15 protein-coding genes, 15 tRNA genes and 2 rRNA genes are annotated in these 20,497 nt (G+C 37.2%); 5 read left to right on the forward strand and 27 right to left on the reverse strand.

Features of this window, described 5'->3' with window-relative positions:
• Window positions 1–180: 180 nt before the first annotated feature.
• Entirely contained in the window at window positions 181–498 is a 318-nt protein-coding gene (locus AC4G3K_RS10190; protein ID WP_491133228.1) for a DUF3949 domain-containing protein, read from the reverse strand.
• Window positions 499–739: 241 nt separating this feature from the next.
• Between AC4G3K_RS10190 and AC4G3K_RS10195 the strand changes: the two genes are divergently transcribed.
• The 5 genes from AC4G3K_RS10195 (at window position 740) to AC4G3K_RS10215 (ending at window position 6,319) form a co-directional block, all read left to right on the forward strand.
• Entirely contained in the window at window positions 740–1,642 is a 903-nt protein-coding gene (locus AC4G3K_RS10195; protein ID WP_491076287.1) for a MerR family transcriptional regulator, read from the forward strand.
• A gap of 209 nt (window positions 1,643–1,851) precedes the next feature.
• On the forward strand, window positions 1,852–2,919 hold the full coding sequence (locus AC4G3K_RS10200; protein ID WP_491133229.1) for an ABC transporter permease: 1,068 nt from the start codon (window positions 1,852–1,854) through the stop codon (window positions 2,917–2,919).
• A 4-nt stretch (window positions 2,920–2,923) separates the two neighbouring features.
• Window positions 2,924–3,601: an ABC transporter ATP-binding protein gene (locus AC4G3K_RS10205; RefSeq protein WP_491133230.1), complete on the forward strand. Its 678-nt coding sequence runs from the start codon at window positions 2,924–2,926 to the stop codon at window positions 3,599–3,601.
• Between the two features lie 224 nt (window positions 3,602–3,825).
• Complete coding sequence (locus AC4G3K_RS10210) at window positions 3,826–5,298, forward strand: amino acid permease (protein ID WP_491076284.1); 1,473 nt, start codon at window positions 3,826–3,828, stop codon at window positions 5,296–5,298.
• Between the two features lie 334 nt (window positions 5,299–5,632).
• The gene (locus AC4G3K_RS10215) at window positions 5,633–6,319 is read left to right on the forward strand and encodes a YoaK family protein (protein WP_491133231.1); all 687 of its coding nucleotides are present in this window, start codon (window positions 5,633–5,635) and stop codon (window positions 6,317–6,319) included.
• A 101-nt stretch (window positions 6,320–6,420) separates the two neighbouring features.
• On the opposite strand, the gene AC4G3K_RS10220 is transcribed toward AC4G3K_RS10215, so the two are convergent.
• From AC4G3K_RS10220 to AC4G3K_RS10345, 26 genes are all read right to left on the reverse strand, one after another.
• Window positions 6,421–6,936 carry a gamma-glutamylcyclotransferase family protein gene (locus AC4G3K_RS10220; protein WP_491076282.1) on the reverse strand — a complete coding sequence of 172 codons (516 nt, stop codon included), beginning with the start codon at window positions 6,934–6,936 and terminating at the stop codon, window positions 6,421–6,423.
• Entirely contained in the window at window positions 6,936–7,577 is a 642-nt protein-coding gene (gene pcp, locus AC4G3K_RS10225) for a pyroglutamyl-peptidase I (protein ID WP_491076281.1), read from the reverse strand. The genes AC4G3K_RS10220 and pcp overlap by 1 nt, the downstream gene beginning before the upstream one ends.
• Before the next feature lie 30 nt (window positions 7,578–7,607).
• On the reverse strand, window positions 7,608–8,537 hold the full coding sequence (locus AC4G3K_RS10230; RefSeq protein WP_491076280.1) for a DUF979 domain-containing protein: 930 nt from the start codon (window positions 8,535–8,537) through the stop codon (window positions 7,608–7,610).
• Entirely contained in the window at window positions 8,515–9,231 is a 717-nt protein-coding gene (locus AC4G3K_RS10235) for a DUF969 domain-containing protein (RefSeq protein ID WP_491076279.1), read from the reverse strand. The genes AC4G3K_RS10230 and AC4G3K_RS10235 overlap by 23 nt, the downstream gene beginning before the upstream one ends.
• A 346-nt stretch (window positions 9,232–9,577) precedes the next feature.
• Window positions 9,578–10,630 carry a DNA/RNA non-specific endonuclease gene (locus AC4G3K_RS10240; RefSeq protein ID WP_491077160.1) on the reverse strand — a complete coding sequence of 351 codons (1,053 nt, stop codon included), beginning with the start codon at window positions 10,628–10,630 and terminating at the stop codon, window positions 9,578–9,580.
• A 1,024-nt stretch (window positions 10,631–11,654) separates the two neighbouring features.
• The gene (gene aspD, locus AC4G3K_RS10245) at window positions 11,655–13,277 is read right to left on the reverse strand and encodes an aspartate 4-decarboxylase (protein ID WP_491133232.1); all 1,623 of its coding nucleotides are present in this window, start codon (window positions 13,275–13,277) and stop codon (window positions 11,655–11,657) included.
• A gap of 212 nt (window positions 13,278–13,489) precedes the next feature.
• Window positions 13,490–15,001 (reverse strand): arabinosylfuranosidase ArfA, encoded by a 1,512-nt coding sequence (arfA, locus tag AC4G3K_RS10250; protein ID WP_491133233.1) that lies wholly within the window; start codon window positions 14,999–15,001, stop codon window positions 13,490–13,492.
• A 750-nt stretch (window positions 15,002–15,751) separates the two neighbouring features.
• Window positions 15,752–17,017 (reverse strand): cytosine deaminase, encoded by a 1,266-nt coding sequence (gene codA, locus AC4G3K_RS10255; protein ID WP_491133234.1) that lies wholly within the window; start codon window positions 17,015–17,017, stop codon window positions 15,752–15,754.
• Entirely contained in the window at window positions 17,001–18,275 is a 1,275-nt protein-coding gene (gene codB / locus AC4G3K_RS10260; protein ID WP_491133235.1) for a cytosine permease, read from the reverse strand. Before codB ends, codA begins: the two co-directional genes overlap by 17 nt.
• Before the next feature lie 459 nt (window positions 18,276–18,734).
• A tRNA-Leu gene (locus tag AC4G3K_RS10265) sits at window positions 18,735–18,816 on the reverse strand.
• A 7-nt stretch (window positions 18,817–18,823) separates the two neighbouring features.
• A tRNA-Cys gene (locus tag AC4G3K_RS10270) sits at window positions 18,824–18,897 on the reverse strand.
• A gap of 11 nt (window positions 18,898–18,908) precedes the next feature.
• A tRNA-Gly gene (locus AC4G3K_RS10275) sits at window positions 18,909–18,983 on the reverse strand.
• Window positions 18,984–18,991: 8 nt separating this feature from the next.
• A tRNA-Gln gene (locus AC4G3K_RS10280) sits at window positions 18,992–19,066 on the reverse strand.
• A 53-nt stretch (window positions 19,067–19,119) separates the two neighbouring features.
• Window positions 19,120–19,195, reverse strand: a tRNA-His gene (locus AC4G3K_RS10285).
• Window positions 19,196–19,200: 5 nt separating this feature from the next.
• A tRNA-Trp gene (locus AC4G3K_RS10290) sits at window positions 19,201–19,274 on the reverse strand.
• A gap of 7 nt (window positions 19,275–19,281) precedes the next feature.
• A tRNA-Tyr gene (locus AC4G3K_RS10295) sits at window positions 19,282–19,365 on the reverse strand.
• An 11-nt stretch (window positions 19,366–19,376) separates the two neighbouring features.
• Window positions 19,377–19,449: transfer RNA gene (locus AC4G3K_RS10300), tRNA-Thr, on the reverse strand.
• A gap of 44 nt (window positions 19,450–19,493) precedes the next feature.
• A tRNA-Phe gene (locus AC4G3K_RS10305) sits at window positions 19,494–19,569 on the reverse strand.
• Between the two features lie 16 nt (window positions 19,570–19,585).
• Window positions 19,586–19,662, reverse strand: a tRNA-Asp gene (locus AC4G3K_RS10310).
• Window positions 19,663–19,668: 6 nt separating this feature from the next.
• Window positions 19,669–19,742 (reverse strand) — tRNA-Met (locus tag AC4G3K_RS10315).
• 28 nt (window positions 19,743–19,770) lie between these two features.
• Window positions 19,771–19,846, reverse strand: a tRNA-Val gene (locus tag AC4G3K_RS10320).
• Window positions 19,847–19,855: 9 nt separating this feature from the next.
• Window positions 19,856–19,930: transfer RNA gene (locus AC4G3K_RS10325), tRNA-Glu, on the reverse strand.
• 16 nt (window positions 19,931–19,946) lie between these two features.
• Window positions 19,947–20,038, reverse strand: a tRNA-Ser gene (locus tag AC4G3K_RS10330).
• Window positions 20,039–20,041: 3 nt separating this feature from the next.
• A tRNA-Asn gene (locus tag AC4G3K_RS10335) sits at window positions 20,042–20,116 on the reverse strand.
• 12 nt (window positions 20,117–20,128) lie between these two features.
• Window positions 20,129–20,245 (reverse strand): 5S ribosomal RNA (rrf, locus tag AC4G3K_RS10340).
• 134 nt (window positions 20,246–20,379) lie between these two features.
• Window positions 20,380–20,497, reverse strand: a 23S ribosomal RNA gene (locus AC4G3K_RS10345); the annotation flags it as partial.

Raw genomic sequence — 20,497 nt, forward strand, 5'->3', positions numbered from 1 at the left:
AGATAAAGATATGAAACGGTGATTTAATTGAAAGATTAAAATATTCTGAATATAGTTTAACTCGTACAGGAAAATATGTACATATATTTTTTTATTTTGATATTATAGCAATACATACAATTCAATCTATAACCTTAAAAACAAATAATGAACTGAAAGAACCCAGTCTCATGACTGGGTTCACTTTTGGCTATATGTATGGGAATTAACTTTGTATAGATCAGTTACTGCCTTTTTTCGTTCAGCAAGTTTATATTGAAATAGAGCGGTTGCCAATAAATTGGCTCCTATAAAAAACAGATTTCCTTGTGCATTGGAATGGAGCAGTTGGTTTTCAAAACTCATGTTCTCATAAAATTCACCTTGAGAAACCCCCAGCTTTTTTCGTTCTTCATCCATTTCTTTTAGTCCCTTTACATACTTATATTGCATTGGCAAGAGTAGAAGAGACAATAAAATATAAGCAATACCAATTCCAACTATCAATTTTACCCCCATCTCAACCCATCCTTCACTTATTTCAAGAAATTCCATACACCAATTATGTACGTATGAATATATGGAAACTGCTCCAAATTTATTATTTGAATTTTTAACAATAGACTCAAGTATTAATCGCAAAGATATGTAATCTTTAAATTTACGATCTTACTTTAGTACCTCAAAATTGCATTCTTTTATAAATTTAATATACTGTTAAAATGTAGGAATCCAAAGTATTTTAGGGGAAATGTTATTTATGTATAAAATTAACGCTGTTTCTAAACTGTTAGATATGCCATCTGTTACTATTCGTTCATGGGAAACCCGTTATCATGCCATTACTCCAAAGCGTACTGACACAGGTCACAGAATATATACTGAGGAAAATATAAATGATTTAAAATGGCTTAAAAAGCAAGTTTATAACAATAAAATGAGCGTAAGCCAGGCCGTTCAACTTCTTAAAATTCAAAAGGAAAAAGATAAAGGTATTTTCAATCAGAACCAATCAATAGACCCCACATTAAACCAACCATTCTGTAAACAAGTTGATGAACTCTTTAATGCAGTTTTGCAATTTGATTCTGAAAGATGCAATCAGCTTTTTGATTTATACTTCTCCCAATTTCATTACAAAACTGTTTTTTATTCTATTATTGTCCCGCTTATGTACAAGGTAGGTAATGCTTGGGAGCAAGGAGAATTGTCTGTTATTAAGGAGCATATGATTAGTAATATTGTGCTTCAGCGCGCCATTAATTTTTTTACGGTTTTCCAACCATCCCCTGTTCAACCTAAAGTGATTGCCATTTGTCCGGAAGGAGAGCATCATCAACTTGGATTAATCCTTTTTACGCTCTTTTTAAAAGAGCAACATTATCCGGTCTATTATATAGGTGCCAATACACCACTTGATGGGTTAGATGAGATAATTAAGGAAAAGCATATTGGTATAGTGGCCATCTCGATTTCCAGTGATAAACATGATAACGCAGTCCAAAAATACATAGACGCCCTTTATAAGAAAAATCCAAAGATTAAATTTATCGTTGGTGGGCTAGGGATTAGAGAAAGCACACAACAAGGTCCTCGCTGGGATGTATCCCCGTCTGATAAAGATTGGCTGCAGATTTTGAACGAAATCAATCAATACCTCTAAAATAAAATAACTATCCTCACACCCCTATTCATGATATGCCCCAATAAGCCGACAGATTAAAAGATAAAGTCTGTTTGCCTATCGGGGATTTTTTTATATTCTAACCAAAATTCCCTGTAATTCAATTATTTGCTATTATTATATTTTTCTTATACATTATTTATATATTAACTATATTTACAATATGAATTATGTGAGGATGGGGATGCATGTTTTTAGCCTGGAATGAAATTAAAAATAATAAACTACGCTTTATTTTAATTGTTGGGGTTCTAACACTTGTTTCCTATCTTGTCTTCTTTTTATCCGGGTTGGCTAACGGGCTTGAAAACCACAATAAAGAAGCCGTTGATAAATGGGATGCAAATGGAATCATTTTGACGGATGAATCAGATATTACGCTCCCGCAATCAAGTATGGAAATTGGCGATTATGAAGGCAATGGTACAGATGAGTATGCCGTATTGTCCCAGTTTAACTCGATTGCAAAAGTAGATGATAGTAAAGCAAATGTCTCTCTTTTCGGTATCCGTGAAGATGAATTTATTATGCCTGAGGTAACTGAAGGAAAAGCTTTTAGTAAAACTGGTGAGGTAATCGCTGATGATTCTCTTAAGGATGAGGGGTTTAAAATTGGTGACGAATTGAGCCTTTCTTCCACTGACACCACTCTTACCATTACCGGATTTACAGAAGATGCAAAATTCAATGCTGCGCCAGTATTGTACGGATCTCTGGAAACCGTTCAAGAAGTTCGTTTTGGTGAAGCTGCAAAACAAAAAGAGGACCAAATTAATGGCTTTGTCATTCGTACAGATAACTTAGACAACGTCACTGTCGATGATGCGCATAAAGTTGTATCTACACAAACATTTATTGAAAATATGCCTGGATATTCAGAACAAAACTTAACTTTAACCTTTATGATTTATTTTCTATTTATTATATCTGCCGTTATCTTGGCGATTTTCCTTTATGTATTGACGATTCAAAAAATCAGTATTTTTGGAGTCATGAAAGCTCAGGGTATTTCTAACAGCTATTTATCAACATCAGTAATTGCACAGACCTTCATCCTATCTCTGGCAGGTGTACTAGTTGGTTTTATTCTAACCCTTATAACTGGTTATTTCTTACCCGCAGCCGTTCCTGTTGCCTTTAACTATATTGACATGCTGATTTATGGTGTTGTCCTGATTGTTGTATCCATACTGGGAGCACTATTCTCTGTTCAAACCATTGTCAAAATCGATCCTTTAGATGCGATAGGAGGTTAATATTATGGCATTACTGGAATTAAAAGAAGTTAACAAAGTCTTCAAATCCGGTCGCACAGAGATTGAAGCATTAAAAACGACTAACTTTACAGCAGACGCAGGAGAATTAATTGCCGTAATCGGTCCTTCCGGTTCCGGGAAAAGTACGTTTCTAACCATTGCAGGTGGTCTTCAAACACCTAGCAACGGGGAAGTTTATGTAAACGGCCAAAACTTAACTAACTTTAAGGAAAAAGAGCGAGGAGCTGTTCGATTAAAAGAAATAGGCTTTGTTTTGCAAGCTTCTAACCTTGTTCCCTTTCTTACAGTAAATCAGCAAATGCAATTACTGGATAAAGTGAAAAAGGGCAATATGCAAACAAAACAGCTACAGAATCTTATTGATGCACTGGGAATCGAAGATCTTCTTAACAGTTTCCCATCTGATCTATCAGGTGGTGAACGCCAGCGTGTTGCGATTGCTAAAGCATTATATACAGATCCAAGTATCATTCTCGCCGACGAACCAACCGCTTCCCTTGATTCAGACCGTGCCTTTGAAGTCATGGAAATGTTAAAAACCGCTACGACTAACCATGGGAAAACAACGATTGTGGTGACACATGATACTAGACTGATAGATTATTGCGATAAAGTTTATAAAATCGTCGATGGAACGCTTACTCTAGAATCAAACAAATAAATTTCCCCTCTCTGTCCATGTTATATGTATAGAATTTGAGCATCCCTGCTAATCGAGGTGATGCTCTTTTTTATTGCCGCCGCCCCTCATGTTCAAAACTACCTCCTAAACAGAACTTTCTGTAAATTACGATTATTAACTAAAATGTTTAAGCTTGCCTGCTAAATTGGTATATAAAACTACTATATTATAAAAATGAAATTAAGAAAGAGGCATACAAAAAAATGGAATCTTCCATACCAAAAAAACGACCTATATTTAAAAAGAAAAGAAAATTAAAGCGAAATTTAAAATCGAGGCACTTAACGATGATTTCACTTGGAGGAACGATCGGCACGGGGTTATTCCTTGCCAGTGGAAATACAGTTCATACAGCCGGTCCTGGTGGTGCACTTGCTGCCTATCTGATTGTCGGTATAATGGTGTACTTTCTTATGACTAGCCTTGGAGAAATGGCTGCCCATATGCCAGTTGCCGGGTCATTCAGTATTTATGGAGAGAGATTCGTTGATCCCGCATTTGGTTTTGCACAAGGTTGGAATTACTGGTATAGCTGGGCCGTCACAATTGCAGCAGAATTATCTGCGATCGTGTTAATTATGAAATTTTGGTTTCCAAACAGCCCTTCAGCTTTATGGAGCGGATTATTTCTTCTTATTATTTTTCTTTTAAACGCACTCTCCGTAAAAAGCTTTGGAGAGTCTGAATATTGGTTTTCATTAATAAAAGTGATTGCAATTATTATTTTCATTGTCTCAGGTGTCTTGATGATATTCGGAATTCTCGGTGGAGAAGCAATTGGATTCAAAAACTTCACAGTGGATGATGCACCTTTTAATGGAGGAATAACAGCTATATTAGGAGTCTTTATGGTGGTCGGCTTCTCATTTCAGGGAACAGAACTAATTGGAGTTACAGCCGGTGAAAGTGAAAATCCTGGCAAAACAATTCCTAAAGCCGTTAATTCAGTTTTTTGGAGAATTTTAATTTTCTTTATCCTATCTATTCTAATCATTGGTCTGGTTATTCCTTATACTAGTCCAGAGCTGGCTGCCACTGATAATGTGGCAAAGAGCCCATTTACTATTCTATTTGAGCGCGCTGGCATCGCCTTTGCTGCATCTGTTATGAACGCTATTATCCTAACTGCTATTCTTTCAGCAGGTAATTCAGGAATGTATGCAGCAGCTCGTATGCTATGGAACTTAGCGGAAAGAGGACATGCTCCAAAATCACTTGGAAAATTGAGCAAAAAAGGTGTACCTATCAATGCTTTAATCGCAACTGGCCTGGTTGGCTGTCTGGCATTTTTAAGTTCATTTTTTGGAGACGGTGTGGTTTATGTCTGGCTCATTAATGCAGCTGGTTTATCTGGGTTCATCGCTTGGCTTGGCATTGCCATCAGCCACTATCGTTTTCGCAGAGCATATGTGGCTCAAGGCTATGATCTAAATGATCTGCCTTATAAAGCAAAATGGTTCCCATTCGCACCACTCACTGCTGCCACGCTCTGTATCCTAATCATACTTGGCCAAAATACAGATGCTCTATTTGGCGGACCGATTGATTGGTATGGCTTAATGGTATCCTATATCAGTCTTCCACTATTTCTGATTTTCTGGTTGGGATATAAATTTATTAAGAAAACAAAGATTGTATCTCTGAAAGAAATGAATGTGAAAAAAATAAAGGCATGAAGAATGAAGAACCTCTCGTTACTAACGGAGGTTCTTTCTCCATTAAGTATATGATCTAGAAACCTTTCTATTCTATCTCATCTCTTCCTCGAAACAAACTAGCCTATCAGTCCGTGATAATCCATTACATTCCTTAAGCAACCGTTAACTTTTTCGTTCATTTAATTGCAAAAAATTGCATCCGTTTCCTCATGCACTTATTTTCCAAATTATAGATTTAAGGATATTTTCTTGATGAGTTTTGTATAATCCAATTTGGTATGTGGAATCATTTCGATTAAGCTGCATTCTTTTCATTTATGCTAAAAAGTAGGCCGAGAGTAAGGAGACAGATATGGAATACAGAATAAGAAAATTCCTTTCATTATCAGCTAATTCGTTACTCATGGGCATGATTTTGGCCTTAGTGGGTGGATTTTTAGATGCATATACGTATGTCACCAGAGACGGAGTTTTTGCGACCGCACAAACAGGAAATACCGTTTTATTTGCGGCGAGAGCAGCCAGCACAAAATATGGAGCAGCCATACAAAATGTGCCGCCTTTTTTAGCTTTTATTGCCGGCGTTTTAACAGCCGAATATATAAAAGACAAACATGATATGCACAGACGAGCTGTTTTACTATTGGAGTGTATCATTTTATTTATTGTCGGTTGGTTGCCGGGAAGTGTACCCAATATGATTGTCACGATGAGTATTGCCTTTGTATCATCCCTACAAATAGCCACCTTCAACAAACTGGAAAATTGGAGCTATAATTCAACCATTACAACCGGAAATCTGCGAACTGCCTCATCAGCTTTTTACGGTGCCTTTATAAATCATGATTCTGAATCAAAGAGAAAATTTAAAAGATTTTCCGCCATTATACTCTCCTTTATTTTCGGTGCATTAATAGGGACCTATTCCAGTGTCCATATGGGAAACACGTCTATTTGGATTGCTGCCGGAATTATCCTCTTCATCGTTATTTTATATCATAAAAGTAAAGAGAATATGGAAGAATTTATTAAGGAATAAAACGATCGGTACTAATGTTAAAAGAAAACAGCTGCATTTCTGCAGCTGTAAGATCACATTTATGCTATAGATTCTTGTATAATTTATCTTCACTTAATTCCTTAGCTAAAAACATAACTTTCTTCCACTTCATTTTTAGCCATTCCTGTGATCATATCTCCAGTTTGATAGAGATCTTCTTGTGTATTTCCGCTACTCATATATTCTTTCCAATCGCCATGTGGAATATAAATGGCATGGTTATCAAAAAGTGTATCTTTGCCTTTGTTATAGAAATATACATAACATTTTTCTTTTTGATTGGTATGAAGATTGTCTACTTCCAGAATAACTTTATGGTATTCATTTTCAGGATTTTTTTCGCTTATAAACCCCTCCATCTGATCCATTGCCTTCATTGTATCCTCGTAACAATCTCCTTTTATGACCATTATTTCTCCTAATACCACATCTTCACCAGAAGTGATAGCAGGATATCCTTTATAGGGCATATGATATAATTTCATATTTTGTAACTTGGCCTCTTTTTTCTCAATGACCTTATTATCTAAATACTTATTATAATTGAAAAAACCTTCCCGTAAACTTCCATAGACAAAAAGATTGATTCGTTTCATTAACAAATCTCTCCGCCGATCGCTTTTATATCTTTGTCATAAATAATACAAGCTTCAATAGCGAGCTCTAATCCTTTCACAATATCATTTAATGACATAAACGGTGTATTTTTCTTATCCATCACTTGCGAAGTCATATAAGGGATGTGAATAAATCCACCTCTTATATTCGGATACTTCTTATCAATCATGTACAGGATTCCATACATGACATGGTTACAGACAAATGTTCCGGCTGTATTTGATAATGATGCCGGGATGTTATGTTCATTCATATGTTTGACCATAGCTTTTACTGGTAAATTTGAAAAATACGCTGATTGGCCATCTGAATGGATAACTGCATCAATTGGTTGATTTCCTTCGTTATCTTTAATTCTATAATCATCCAGATTAATAGCAACTCTTTCAGGAGTTATATCAAATCTTCCTCCTGCCTGACCTACCGAAATCACAATATCAGGCTTGTGCTGCTCTATTGCATTCTCGATTGCTTTAACGGATTTATTTTGAACTGTAGGTATAATGACTTTAATAACCTCTGCTCCTGCGATTCTGTTGCTTACCATTTTAACAGCTTCTTCAGCCGGGTTTACTGGTTCTCCTCCAAATGCATCAAATCCAGTTATTAATACTTTCATAATTTATTCTCCTATTGTAAAGTTTTTATCTTAAAATCCCCAAATATACATCATAAATATATGAACAACTAATAATGTTAAAGCGATTGGAGCCTGTGCCCTTATGACTGAATTTTTATCTTTAAGTTCAAGTAATGCGGCTGGTAACATATTGAAGTTCGCAGCCATTGGTGTTATTAATGTTCCACAGTAACCGGCTGTTAATGCCAGAGTTCCACAGATAAGAGGATCTCCGCCTATTGCAAATACAAACGGTACACCAATGCCGACAGTGATAACAGCAAATGCGGCAAATGCATTCCCCATGATAGCTGTAAATAGTGCCATTCCTACGCAATAAGTCGCTACACCTACAAATGCGTTCCCTGTTGGTATAACATTTGAAATAATAGAGGCGATCTTATCACCTACACCTGCAGTCGTGAATAATACGCCTAATGAAGCTAATAATTGAGGCAGAATTGCAAATGATCCGATTGATTGATACATTCTATTAGTATCTTCTAACAACTCTTTAGTAGTCCCCTTAGTTAAAACAAACGTAAATAGTAAAGCAAATATGGATGCTATACCAATCGCTACAGTTCCAGGGAAACTAGTAAACTGAGCCACAAGCATGGCTATAACTGCAATAGACAATGATGGGATGAATATTTTCAAGCCTAATTTTTCTGCCTTTAAGTTTGCAAAAGTCTCATCTAATTGTTTTAACGTTCCAATATTTATTTGCTTAGTTGCCGATAAAACGGCTATCACAACTACTAATACACCTACTATTGTACTTGGAATATAATTTCCCAGTATGAAAATTACTGCTAATAGCCCCCAAAACACTGCTGTACCAATTCTTGTTTTGTGGTTCTTATCTTTCAAGGTGAACACCATAGTAATTCCCATAAATAATCCGATCATGATATAAAATAGTTCTAATAAAATATTAGAGAATTGCGCTATATTCATTATTGGTCACCTCATCCTTCTCCATATTTTTACTAGAATACTTTTGCTTTAATTTTTTATCTAATAATAAATTTTGCACCGTCCAGAAAATAAATGCAATTACTGCTATCGGAAAAGCAACTTTCGATACTTGAAGTGTATCTACCTGCATGCCCAGCCCTTCTAATGTAGAGGCAATTAAAAGTACACCTGAATTTGCAATAAATACATTTTGCGCAAAGAAATTACCGATATTATCAGATGCTGCTGAGTACGATTTTATTCTTTCAATATCTTTTTCGTCGACTTTATCTCCATACTTAGCAATGGCTGCACCTTCTGCCATTGGGCTTACTAAAGGTCTAACAAATTGTGGATGTCCACCAAGTGTTACACCCATACCAATCGTTACTTCTCTTATAAAGGTATAACCACTCAGTAATTTTCCTGCGGATAAGCTGCTTGCTTTTTTAATCAGCATAACTGCCTTTGCTTTTAACCCATATCTTTCACTCAACCCTATAACAGGAATAGTAATCAAAAATAAACAAGTTACTCTATTTGATACAAATGCTTCTCCGAGTGTATTGAGAATTTCTACAATATTCATGTTTGCCACAAGTCCAGTCGAAATACCAGCTACAACAACAACTGCAATAGTATCTAACTTTAAGGCAAAACCTATTATTATGATAATGATCCCTAATAGTTCCATTCACAACTCTCCTATTCCAATGTTTTTATTATTCTACAATAATTTATAATTATATATTCATCCTTGTTTATTGTAAATAATATGGCTGAAGATACTTCATCATTTTAATTAGGTAAAGTAAAAAAAGGTGATTATTTTCATAAGGCTGATTTCGTAAAGATTGTTGCTAATGCGATTAAAAAAGAGACAGCTTTTTGCTTTCTCCATTGTTCACTTAAAGTTCCTGTTAGCGAGTATTCGTGAGAAAATCATATTAAACTGAGGAAGTTTAAGGATTATTTATCACAAACAGAACCCTCCTATTAACTAGGAGGGTTCTGTTTTAATATTCCTATAGTCTAGATGCCTACTCACCTACCATCCCATCACCATCGTTATCACGCATATAAGGGTACAACCAGTGGTCACTCGTTATAGGCATACTGAAACCTGCATCTTTTGCTTCTTTAATCGTCACCTCACCATTACCGTTCGTATCAACACTAGAAATATTACCGCTTGTGTTTGAACTGGTTGAATTCTTACTTGAATTGGTTGAGCTCTTACTTGAACTAGTTGAGTTAGAAGACTTGCTTTCTGTTAAACCAAGCGATTCGTTTACTTCATCCGGGTTAACATTGTCAAAATTATCTACAACCTTATTGCCCTTGATGGTATACGTATACTTATAGCTTGAAGGAACCTGTGTTTTTGTATTCGGATAAGTGATAATTGCTTCAAAATTTGTCGCACCACCTGCATCACGGATCACTTTTTCCATATATGCTTGGTCGCCATACCTGTTCAATGTACTTTCTTGTGGGGTAATATTATAAGCATTTGATACCCCTCCTAGAGAGTCAGCTATGATATGTCCTTCATCAAAATTATCACTTTCCACACCCGGAACTTTTGCCTCGTCAGAGTAATATCTACCAGATGATGTTACAGTCTCGTTACTGTCATCTTGTAGAATAATCTTGTCAGCAATGACACGTACTAGTTGCCCATATTCATTAGTAAACGCCCAATATTCACGATCCCCATAGCCGATATCAACGACAACATTAGGTTCGCGATTTCCGGACAAATCGCCACCATCAACTTTGATAAGTTTATATCCTGAGAACTGTGTCTCCTCTTTTTTCTTTGCTTCTTCTTCCTTAGCTTTAGCTTCCTCTTCTTTTTTAGCTTTGGCCTCCGCCTCTGCTTTAGCCTTAGCTTCCTTTTCTTCTCTAGCTCTGGCTTCTGCCTCTGCCTTCGCCTTAGCTTCCTCTTCTTCTCTAGCTCTGGCTTCTTCTGCCTCTGCCTTCGCCTTAGCTTCCTCTTCTTCTTTAGCTTTAGCCTCCGCCTCGGCTTTAGCCTTAGCCTCTTCTTCAGCTTTAGTTTCTACCTCTGCTTCAACAGTAGCTGTATCTATTTTTTCTTCCTTTTGTTCTACCTTTTGACTACCATCTGCAACCTCTTCTACCGGAGATGTAGTAACACCAAATAAAATAAAAGATACTATTGCTACAGTCCCAAAAATCGAAAATGCATACCTTCTTTTTCTTTTATTTTCAGGAAGCCATCGTAACGCAACCCTTGGTCTAGCTAAACCGATAACTAAAGCTAAAAGAGAAATTAAAAATATACCTAAGAATAAATCATCCATCTTTTTTCCTCCTTATACTTTTTGTATTTATGTTAATAACAAATAGGCTTTTCCATAATTACTCATATTCTTATTTACCACTTTGCAATCTAAACTCAACCTAGATATTATTTCCATATAGTAATAAAGCCGGAAGAATTAATAAAGAGACCTCCAGAATCTGAACCAGCTAATAGGTTATCAATATCTCTCTGTATATCATTTTTTTATATGCTATCCTGTTTTTGGGTATGCCAAATAACCCTCCAGTTTCATTTTGGAAGGTTACTCTTATATTGGATAAATATTATTTCCTAAGCTATATCCAGGAAATTCTCGTTCTTTTTCAATAAAGCATCAATCTATTAAAGCAGCTTATTTTGTACTTCACTTTCTTTTTTAGCTATGCCTATCCCCACAACTGGGTTCATTCTTTCTCGTCCTCTTGTAATTTTACCAGTAACCCTAAACCTCCAAGTGGTCAATAAAGCTTCGCTTGTTATACGAGATCTCAGTCCCCAACTAGCCTCAAACATATCTACAAGTAGGGGGGAACCGGATACAGAGTAATCCTAAAATATTCTGAGGGTACAGCGACATTACATAACTTCTAAACGCAAGTCAAAAATTCAATGATTTAGTTACTTTCCACGGACTGATGGTGGCATCAAATTCGAATAAGAAACAAACTTTAAAAGCCTTGCTACATAAATTTTGTAGCAAGACTTTTAGATACGTTAACGATAGGGATACTGTTAACAAACGAACATATATACATATCTGTTGCTTTGAACGTTAAAGTTAGTCAGAACTAACTATTGCCCATTTTCTCTTTCCATTCCAATACATAATTTTCTAGTACCTTTTTTAGTTCTTGACCAATATGTAAGTAGTCCTCATCATTTAGATTGGCAAGAGATACACGAATGGACCATACGGGTGCTGAAAATCCTTCACCGCTTAATAATACAATCGATGACTTCTCTGCTAGGCGGTATAAAATATCAACCGGGTTATAATTCTTTTTCAGGTAATCAGTGAATCCTTTTTCAAAATGATGATTGCACCAGATTTCCAAATCGATTTCTGTATAATAGTCTGCATCGTTAGGCAAGTGTTTCTTGGGTAAACCCAGACCTTTATATAATAGATTCATCCTTCGATGTAAAATATCTATTGTTTTTTGCTTGTATTCATTATTAGTATCGAGCATTGCAAAAATCGAAAATAAAGCCATTTGTACTTGTTGAGGAGTAGATAGTCCAGCTGTGTGGTTCATCGCAACATCTCTGCTATCTGCCACTATTCGATCTATAAACTTGAGATTATCTAGATCCGGTGTAAGGGTAGCATACCTTTTATTGAGAATATCTTTCTCTTCTTCTGGTAACTCATTAATTAATTTATCAAATATATTGGATTGATTTATGGAAATTATCCCTAATCGCCACCCCGTCACACCAAAATATTTAGAAAATGAATACACTCCAATTGTATTAAATGGTAAATCGACAATTAGAGAGCGAAATCCCTCAACAAAAGTGCCGTACACATCATCTGAAATAATAATAAGATTTGGGTTATCTTGTTTTACAATTTGAATAATCTGTTCAATGGATTCCTTATTCATTGAAACGGAGGGCGGATTGCTCGGATTTACTAGAAAGAGTGCTTTAATATCCTGATCCTTTAACTTTTCTAATTCCTCAACTGGGTATTGCCATGTATGCTGTCCTTCATTGTCTATTTCAGATGCCTCAATTTTTACAAGCTTGTAATCATTCCTGGGGAGTTCTGGAATCTCGATATAAGGTGGAAAAATCGGAACCATCACAGCAATTTTTGAGCCTTTAGGCAGTAAGTAATTTTTATATAACGTATCAAATACATAACACATGGCTGCCGTCGCCCCTTCAACAGCAAATAAATCAAATGGACCAGATGTTGTATTTTCACCACACAACTCTTTTATAAAAAAATCCAGCACAACTTGTTCAGTTCTAACAAGCATTCGATCCGGATTTGGATAATTATCTCCAATAATCCCATCTACTAATTCATAGATCCATGTATCTGGTTCAAACTTTTTAATAGTGATGCCGTAATCAATGATTTCTTTTAGTAATTGGATCCCTGGCGCTTGCTGATTTTCCTTAACATATTGATTAAAACGTTCTGCAATACCTATGCGACTAGGCATGCCAGCTAAATCACCTTCATCCCATATGCGTCTTGATTCAGTGATAGCAAATTGTCCAAGTGTGAAAAAAGCTTCTCTAGGTGTAGCTGCAATCCAATTAGGATTACCACGGCCCGCATCCAGCATTGCTCTAGTCATTCTCATTTTTCCTTTTGCAAGATCAATGAGTTTATCTTTTAATTCAAACGGACTTATTTTCTCTAATTGAAGACTATCCTTTTTTAAATCATCCATCAAAATCCTCCTAACAAACTGCTAAATCCATAAGAAAAGTATTCCACAAGTAAACATGGAATATTATCGGACTTATCTATTTCTCTCGATAACAGATTATTCAGGGGAAAGGAGGGATCAATAAAAGGTAGATCGTTCTCTCTCACTTCAGCTTAAAATTATTTAACCTATTAGAAAAGCTTCCATATTCTACATATGGAAGCCGCTTATCCTTATCTCTGTTTTGCTAAACGAATGACATTCCAAGACAACTTTGGCAAAACGGATACTACTTTGCCATTATTACATTTTGCATTCCCATTTGAATGTGGTTTTACTGTTTCTTTATCGACTGAATTGGTCTGTTTCATATTTTCATTTTCCAGAACGATATGCTCTATAACTTCATATCCATTAAAATTACGTATATCTACCTCTAACTCCAATCCTTCTTCCAAGTGACGATTAACCGCAAAGATCGTTAAAGTATCTTCTTCTTCATTATATACTGCTGTAGATTCTAAATAGGGAACATCTGTAAAGTCCTTACTATCATATTTAGCACTAGAAATAATAGGATTTAACGATATACCGCGACCATATACCGATGTATGCATATAAGGATAGAATATGGTTTGCTTCCAGGCGGGTCCATTATTTTCAGCCATAATTGGAGCAATAACATTCACTAACTGCGCAAGACAGGCTATTTTAACTCGATCCGCATGTTTCAACAAAGTAATCAACATACACCCAACTAATAGCGCATCTTCAAAATTATATATATCTTCTAATTGCGGTGGCGCTATACTCCAAGGTTCAATCTGTTTGTCTTGTTCATTACTGTGATACCAAACATTCCATTCATCGAAGGAAAGATTAATCGTTTTCTTACCACGTTTTTTAGCCTTTATATAATCTGCAATGGAGATAACTGATTTAATGAAATCATCCATTTCTAAAGATAACGCTAAATAATTGGATAGATCATTGTCACGATTGCCATAATATTGATGAAGAGAAATGAAATCAACATGGTCATATGTATAATCTAAAACCGTTGCTTCCCAATCAGCAAATGTAGGCATGTTTCGATGTGAACTTCCGCATGCAACCAGTTCAATAGTTGGATCTACCCATTTCATCACCTTTGCTGCTTCCTGAGCTATTCTTCCATATTCAGCAGCAGTTTTATGCCCTATTTGCCAAGGTCCATCCATTTCATTGCCAAGGCACCATGTCTTTATATTATGGGGTTCTTTTACACCATGAGAGATACGTAGATCACTATAATAGGAGCCGCCGGGATGGTTGCAATATTCCACTAAATTTCTAGCAGCGTCAATACCCCTTGTACCCAAGTTAACAGCCATATTTACATCTGCATTCACCAGTTTAGCCCACTTCATAAACTCATTGGTGCCCATTTCATTGGTTTCAGTAGTTCCCCATGCCAAATCTAAACGATTAGGGCGTTCTTCTTTAGGTCCTATACCATCCTCCCAATTATAGCCGGAAACAAAATTTCCTCCAGGATATCGGACTAACGGCACTTTGAGTTCTTTTACTAATTCAAGAACATCCTTTCTAAAGCCATTTTCATCTGCCTGAGGATGAGTAGGCTCATAAATACCTCCATATACAGCTCTGCCTAAATGTTCAATAAATGAACCATATATACGATTATCAATTTCGGCGATTTTAAAATCTTTCTCTAGAATCATTTTCGCTTTATTGGCTGCCATTTACTTATACCTCCATTTTTTCTATACAAATGCATCTGTACATATCCAATTTTGGGGTACGGATAAATATATTTTTCGGATTCAAAGGATAATCTATAATCAATCCAATCTCTAAAAATAAGAGTTTTTTAATTAACAAAACATGCACTACGTTCTCTTTCTTTTTTCTCTGCCACCATAGAAAATCTCTAAATATATATGACTTAATATCTTATCCTGATAAAACATGCCTTCTGAACAGATTTCTATCCATTCACCATATAAATAAATGGTTCCTGTACGCCTTACGATGTATTATAACATCAGGTGAATAGTTTGTGCGTCGACTGAACTAAGTTGTTTTAATTTATAAGATTTTTCTAAAAAATATTTATAGCAACTGTGTTCTTACTCTTTTTTAACTAGGCATGCAATTATTATAAATAATAAAAAAGAGAGCAGCCTTGAAGAACTACTCTCGTCAATTATCCAATTGGCATCATTTGTTATTCATGATTCTTTCAGCTTGATAAAATAAAATGAAAGAGGTGATCGTATGGTTTGCAAAAAGAAATAGATAATAGCTATTGCTCCACCATGTATTATAATCGGATTTATCCTATATGCATTGGTCGGAGAAGATATTTATATGCTAAAAGTACTGTACATTGTTCATAATATACGTTCACTCAAAAAACACCCCTGAAAAGGTATATTCGTGTCTACCTTTTCAGGGGAAGTTCATTAACTGATGATGATCTTCACTTATACTTATATAAAGGTAATAATCTTTTGATGTTGCAGGAAAACTTTCGTTTCACGAGGCTTTGTTTCAGCAATTATTTTACCGTTTCGAACAGAGTAGAGAACCTCTGCTTGCAGGCGAAGCGCATGGTAGCCATTCTCCGCATTAAGCACAACGAAGTTTGCCGGATTTCCTTCTTCAATACCGTAGTTTTTGAGGTTCAATGCTTTTGCGCTATTATCAGTCACAAAACGCAAACTGTTTGCAATATCACTATAACCCATTAACTGTGAAGCATGTAAGCCCATATGCAGTACTTGCAGCATATTCCCATTTCCAATCGGATACCAAGGATCCATAATATCGTCATGACCGAAGCAAACATTTAAACCGTTTTGATCAAGCTCTTTTACGCGTGTTAAACCACGGCGTTTTGGATACGTGTCAAAACGCCCCTGCAGATGAATATTCACTAGTGGGTTTGCTACGAAGTTCAATTCGGCAAGTCTAAGTACGCGCATTAATTTATATGTGTAGGCATCATTGTAAGAGCCCATTGCCGTTGTATGACTTGCTGTAACACGGCCTTGATAATCGTTCATAATCGTTTCTCGGGCTACAACTTCCACATGGCGAGATTGTTCATCGTCAATTTCATCACAATGAATATCAATCGGCTTGTCATACTTCATTGCCAATTGAAAAATCTCGCGAATAGATTGAACGCCGTCTTCACGCGTAAATTCAAAGTGCGGTATGCCTCCTACAATGTCAGCACCCATTTTTAATGCTTCCTCTACCAGTTCCAGCCCATTTGGATAAGAAATTAGACCTTCCTGCGGGAAAGCAACAATTTGCAGATCAAGGTATTCCTTCATTTCTTCTTTTACTTCAAGCAAAGCTTCTAAAGCTATTAAAGAAGGATCTGTTGTATCAACATGTGTACGCACAGCACCTATCCCATTAGCAATTTGCCAGCTAAGTGCTTTTTTTGCGCGCTCTTTCACATCCTCTTTTGTTAAAGAATCTTTTCTTTCAGACCAACATTGAATACCTTCAAATAAAGTCCCACTTTCATTCCAACGTGGTTGGCCTGCCGTTAAGGTAGTATCCAGATGAATATGCGGTTCAATAAATGGTGCACAAACCAACTTTCCGCTTAAATCTATTGTTTCATAGCTTTCAAATCCACTTGTACCAGCTTTAACAATCTTTACAAATGTACCATTTTCTATTAGTAAATCCCAAAGACCTTCTCGTCCAAAGATGGCAGCATTAGCCCACTTTTGCATAAAAGCATCCTGCCTCCTCTTCCCTTTCAGTAACAACTGTTGTTTTCATTAGCTTAACAGCAACTACATAAATAACTCCTGTGATCAATAATGTGTTTAGTGAAGCGATTCCCGGCAATGTTAATCCCGAGATGACACCAACAGCCCATGCAATGATGGCTGGGATATGTACTTTTGCAATGTTAGCCTTCTCATACTGAATGTATTGTCTTTTTTGGATAAAGAAGAAATCCACTATAATAATTGATCCAATAGCTGGTAGAGTGGAGCCTAAGAATGTTAGCCAGCTTGTGAAATTATTATAAAGAACGATGGCAAATACCGTACCAATCATACCGTTGATCATAACCATGAATACTTTCGGCTTCTTGAACATGGTTGCAAAACCAAGTCCGGATGCGTACAATGAGTTATCATTTGTTGTCCAGATGTTTAATCCGAGCACTAAAACAGCCGGTAATAGTAGTCCTTGTGTAACCATTACGTCTGAAATATCATTATGACCTGTTGCAATTACACCAATTGCACCAAATAAGAACATTAACGTATTTCCTAAGAAAAAGGCAATGACTGTCGTTGTTACAGCATGCTTTCCTGATTTTGCATAGCGTGCAAAATCGGGTGTTAATGTCCCACCACTAATAAATGAACCAATTGTAATCGTTAAAGCTGCTGCTAATGTTAATGAAGTTTCAGGTTGATAAGCAAGAAGTACATCCAATCCGCCCATATCCATAATAGCCATGCCGGCACTCGTTGAACCAAAAATCGCAATAGCCGGTACAGCAATGAAACTTAAGATTGTTAAAGCTTTCATACCAAAATAAGCAGTTGCTGTCATTAAAATCCCTGTAATGATAACAATCGGTACTAGTGGAAGGCCCGTTAATTTAGAGACCGGATAGGCAAACATTCCTAGCCCAACGCCAAACCATCCTACTTGTGTTGCTGATAACATGAATGAAGAGATATATGCTCCTTTTTCACCAAAGCTATATTGTGCGAGTAAGTGAGTCGATAATCCTGTTTTTGCTGCAATATAACTTAATGCCCCTGTAAATGCCCCTAATATTAGATTTCCAAGTAAGATGACACCCATCAGTTGCATAAATGTTAATCCTTCACCTAATGATCCACCGGCCCACATACTTGCTGAATAGAATGTGAAGCCAAGCATAACAACAAGCATTTTAAGGAAGCTGTTGCGATTTGCTTTAGGTACTGATTGAAATGAAAAATCTTTGTCTTTTAATTGCACTTTTGTTTCCTCCCAAGTTTTAGTCTTGGTGAGCAAAAAAACCACTTGCCGCAAAGTGACAAGTGGAAAATGTCAGAAATAAACGTATTTTCTTTATACAATAATATGTGTATAAATACGTTCTCCAAACAGTATATCGCCCACCTTGTCAGCCTCTCTGGACTGCACTTAAAGGTTTTCATTTAAATTAAAATTATAGTAACAGATTCATTCACCTAAGACAATGGTAATTAATGGTGGTTAGCTTATAAAGAAAATAAGACGTATTATAGTTTCTCTTGTTACGAGATCTAAATTCTTTAAGTAATATATTTCTTCTCTTCATATTTAATTCTCCTATTCGCACGATTCATTGCACACGATTATGCATCGTTTTTGTCGTGTAGGAAAAATAAAAAAAGCTCCCAGCATAAAATGCTGAGAACCTTGATTTGACAGCTTTGGCCTACTGTCTAATGATACCGGTGGTCGGGGTCGAACCGACACTCCTCACGGAACACGATTTTGAGTCGTGCGCGTCTGCCAATTCCGCCACACCGGCATGATTTTGGAGGCGGCAACCGGATTTGAACCGGTGATAAAGGTTTTGCAGACCTCTGCCTTACCACTTGGCTATGCCGCCAATATATTCGTTGGAGCGGAAGACGGGATTCGAACCCGCGACCCCCACCTTGGCAAGGTGATGTTCTACCACTGAACTACTTCCGCATATAGGTTGGCTGGGCTAGCAGGATTCGAACCTACGAATGACGGAGTCAAAGTCCGTTGCCTTACCACTTGGCTATAGCCCAACAATTAAAATTTATTAGGTAATATAAGCTATTATTTAAATTAATTAAAAAAATGGGGCGACTGATGGGAATCGAACCCACGAATGTCGGAACCACAATCCGATGCGTTAACCACTTCGCCACAATCGCCATGTTGGCAGGGGCAGTAGGAATTGAACCCACACTGGAGGTTTTGGAGACCTCTGTTCTACCTTTAAACTATGCCCCTATATGAATGGTGGAGGGGGGCAGATTCGAACTGCCGAACCCGAAGGAGCGGATTTACAGTCCGCCGCGTTTAGCCACTTCGCTACCCCTCCGTTATTAAGAGTGCCGGCAAGAGGACTTGAACCCCCAACCTACTGATTACAAGTCAGTTGCTCTACCAATTGAGCTACACCGGCATAATAATTAAATGAGATTATATTATTTAAATTTTAATTTATAATGGTGGCTCAGGACGGAATCGAACCGCCGACACAAGGATTTTCAGTCCTTTGCTCTACCGACTGAGCTACTGAGCCAACTTCATTATGTAAATGGCGGTCCGGACGGGACTCGAACCCGCGACCTCCTGCGTGACAGGCAGGCATTCTAACCAACTGAACTACCGGACCATTTTATTGCGGGGGCAGGATTTGAACCTGCGACCTTCGGGTTATGAGCCCGACGAGCTACCAGACTGCTCCACCCCGCGCCAATGTGAATGTGATACTAGAATATTATGGTGGAGGATGACGGGATCGAACCGCCGACCCTCTGCTTGTAAGGCAGATGCTCTCCCAGCTGAGCTAATCCTCCATTTTTAAGTGGTGACCCCTACGGGATTCGAACCCGTGTTACCGCCGTGAAAGGGCGGTGTCTTAACCGCTTGACCAAGGGGCCATTTAGTAAGTTATTATGGCGGAGAGCAAGGGATTCGAACCCTTGAGACAGCGTTGACCGTCTACACGATTTCCAATCGTGCTCCTTCGACCTCTCGGACAGCTCTCCATATGGCTCCGCAGGTAGGACTCGAACCTACGACCGTTCGGTTAACAGCCGAATGCTCTACCACTGAGCTACTGCGGAATAATTTATAATGCCTGGCGACGTCCTACTCTCACAGGGACTCGCGTCCCAACTACCATCGGCGCTGAAGAGCTTAACTTCCGTGTTCGGAATGGGAACGGGTGTGGCCTCTTCGCTATCGTCACCAGACGATTTTTGTCAGCAACATTTATTATTATAATTGCATTTCTGACATTTTTCAAGAGTTTTTTTAAAGAAATTTCATCTTTTTTATTCTCTCAAAACTGGATAATGTAGGTTCGGCAAGTTGCGTTTTGAATCATTTGGTTAAGTCCTCGAACGATTAGTATCCGTCAGCTCCATGTGTCACCACACTTCCACCTCGGACCTATCAACCTGATCATCTTTCAGGGTTCTTACTAGCTTGCGCTATGGGAAATC

The sequence above is a fragment of the Bacillus sp. z26 genome (assembly GCF_058313635.1).

Bases quoted from the DNA above. Each gene is read 5' to 3' on its own strand.
- AC4G3K_RS10190 (WP_491133228.1), bottom strand. From the start codon at position 498: ATGGGGGTAAAATTGATAGTTGGAATTGGTATTGCTTATATTTTATTG.
- AC4G3K_RS10195 (WP_491076287.1), top strand. From the start codon at position 740: ATGTATAAAATTAACGCTGTTTCTAAACTGTTAGATATGCCATCTGTT.
- AC4G3K_RS10200 (WP_491133229.1), top strand. From the start codon at position 1,852: ATGTTTTTAGCCTGGAATGAAATTAAAAATAATAAACTACGCTTTATT.
- AC4G3K_RS10205 (WP_491133230.1), top strand. From the start codon at position 2,924: ATGGCATTACTGGAATTAAAAGAAGTTAACAAAGTCTTCAAATCCGGT.
- AC4G3K_RS10210 (WP_491076284.1), top strand. From the start codon at position 3,826: ATGGAATCTTCCATACCAAAAAAACGACCTATATTTAAAAAGAAAAGA.
- AC4G3K_RS10215 (WP_491133231.1), top strand. From the start codon at position 5,633: ATGGAATACAGAATAAGAAAATTCCTTTCATTATCAGCTAATTCGTTA.
- AC4G3K_RS10220 (WP_491076282.1), bottom strand. From the start codon at position 6,936: ATGAAACGAATCAATCTTTTTGTCTATGGAAGTTTACGGGAAGGTTTT.
- pcp (WP_491076281.1), bottom strand. From the start codon at position 7,577: ATGAAAGTATTAATAACTGGATTTGATGCATTTGGAGGAGAACCAGTA.
- AC4G3K_RS10230 (WP_491076280.1), bottom strand. From the start codon at position 8,537: ATGAATATAGCGCAATTCTCTAATATTTTATTAGAACTATTTTATATC.
- AC4G3K_RS10235 (WP_491076279.1), bottom strand. From the start codon at position 9,231: ATGGAACTATTAGGGATCATTATCATAATAATAGGTTTTGCCTTAAAG.
- aspD (WP_491133232.1), bottom strand. From the start codon at position 13,277: ATGGATGATTTAAAAAAGGATAGTCTTCAATTAGAGAAAATAAGTCCG.
- arfA (WP_491133233.1), bottom strand. From the start codon at position 15,001: ATGGCAGCCAATAAAGCGAAAATGATTCTAGAGAAAGATTTTAAAATC.
- codA (WP_491133234.1), bottom strand. From the start codon at position 17,017: ATGCAAAAGTGGGCTAATGCTGCCATCTTTGGACGAGAAGGTCTTTGG.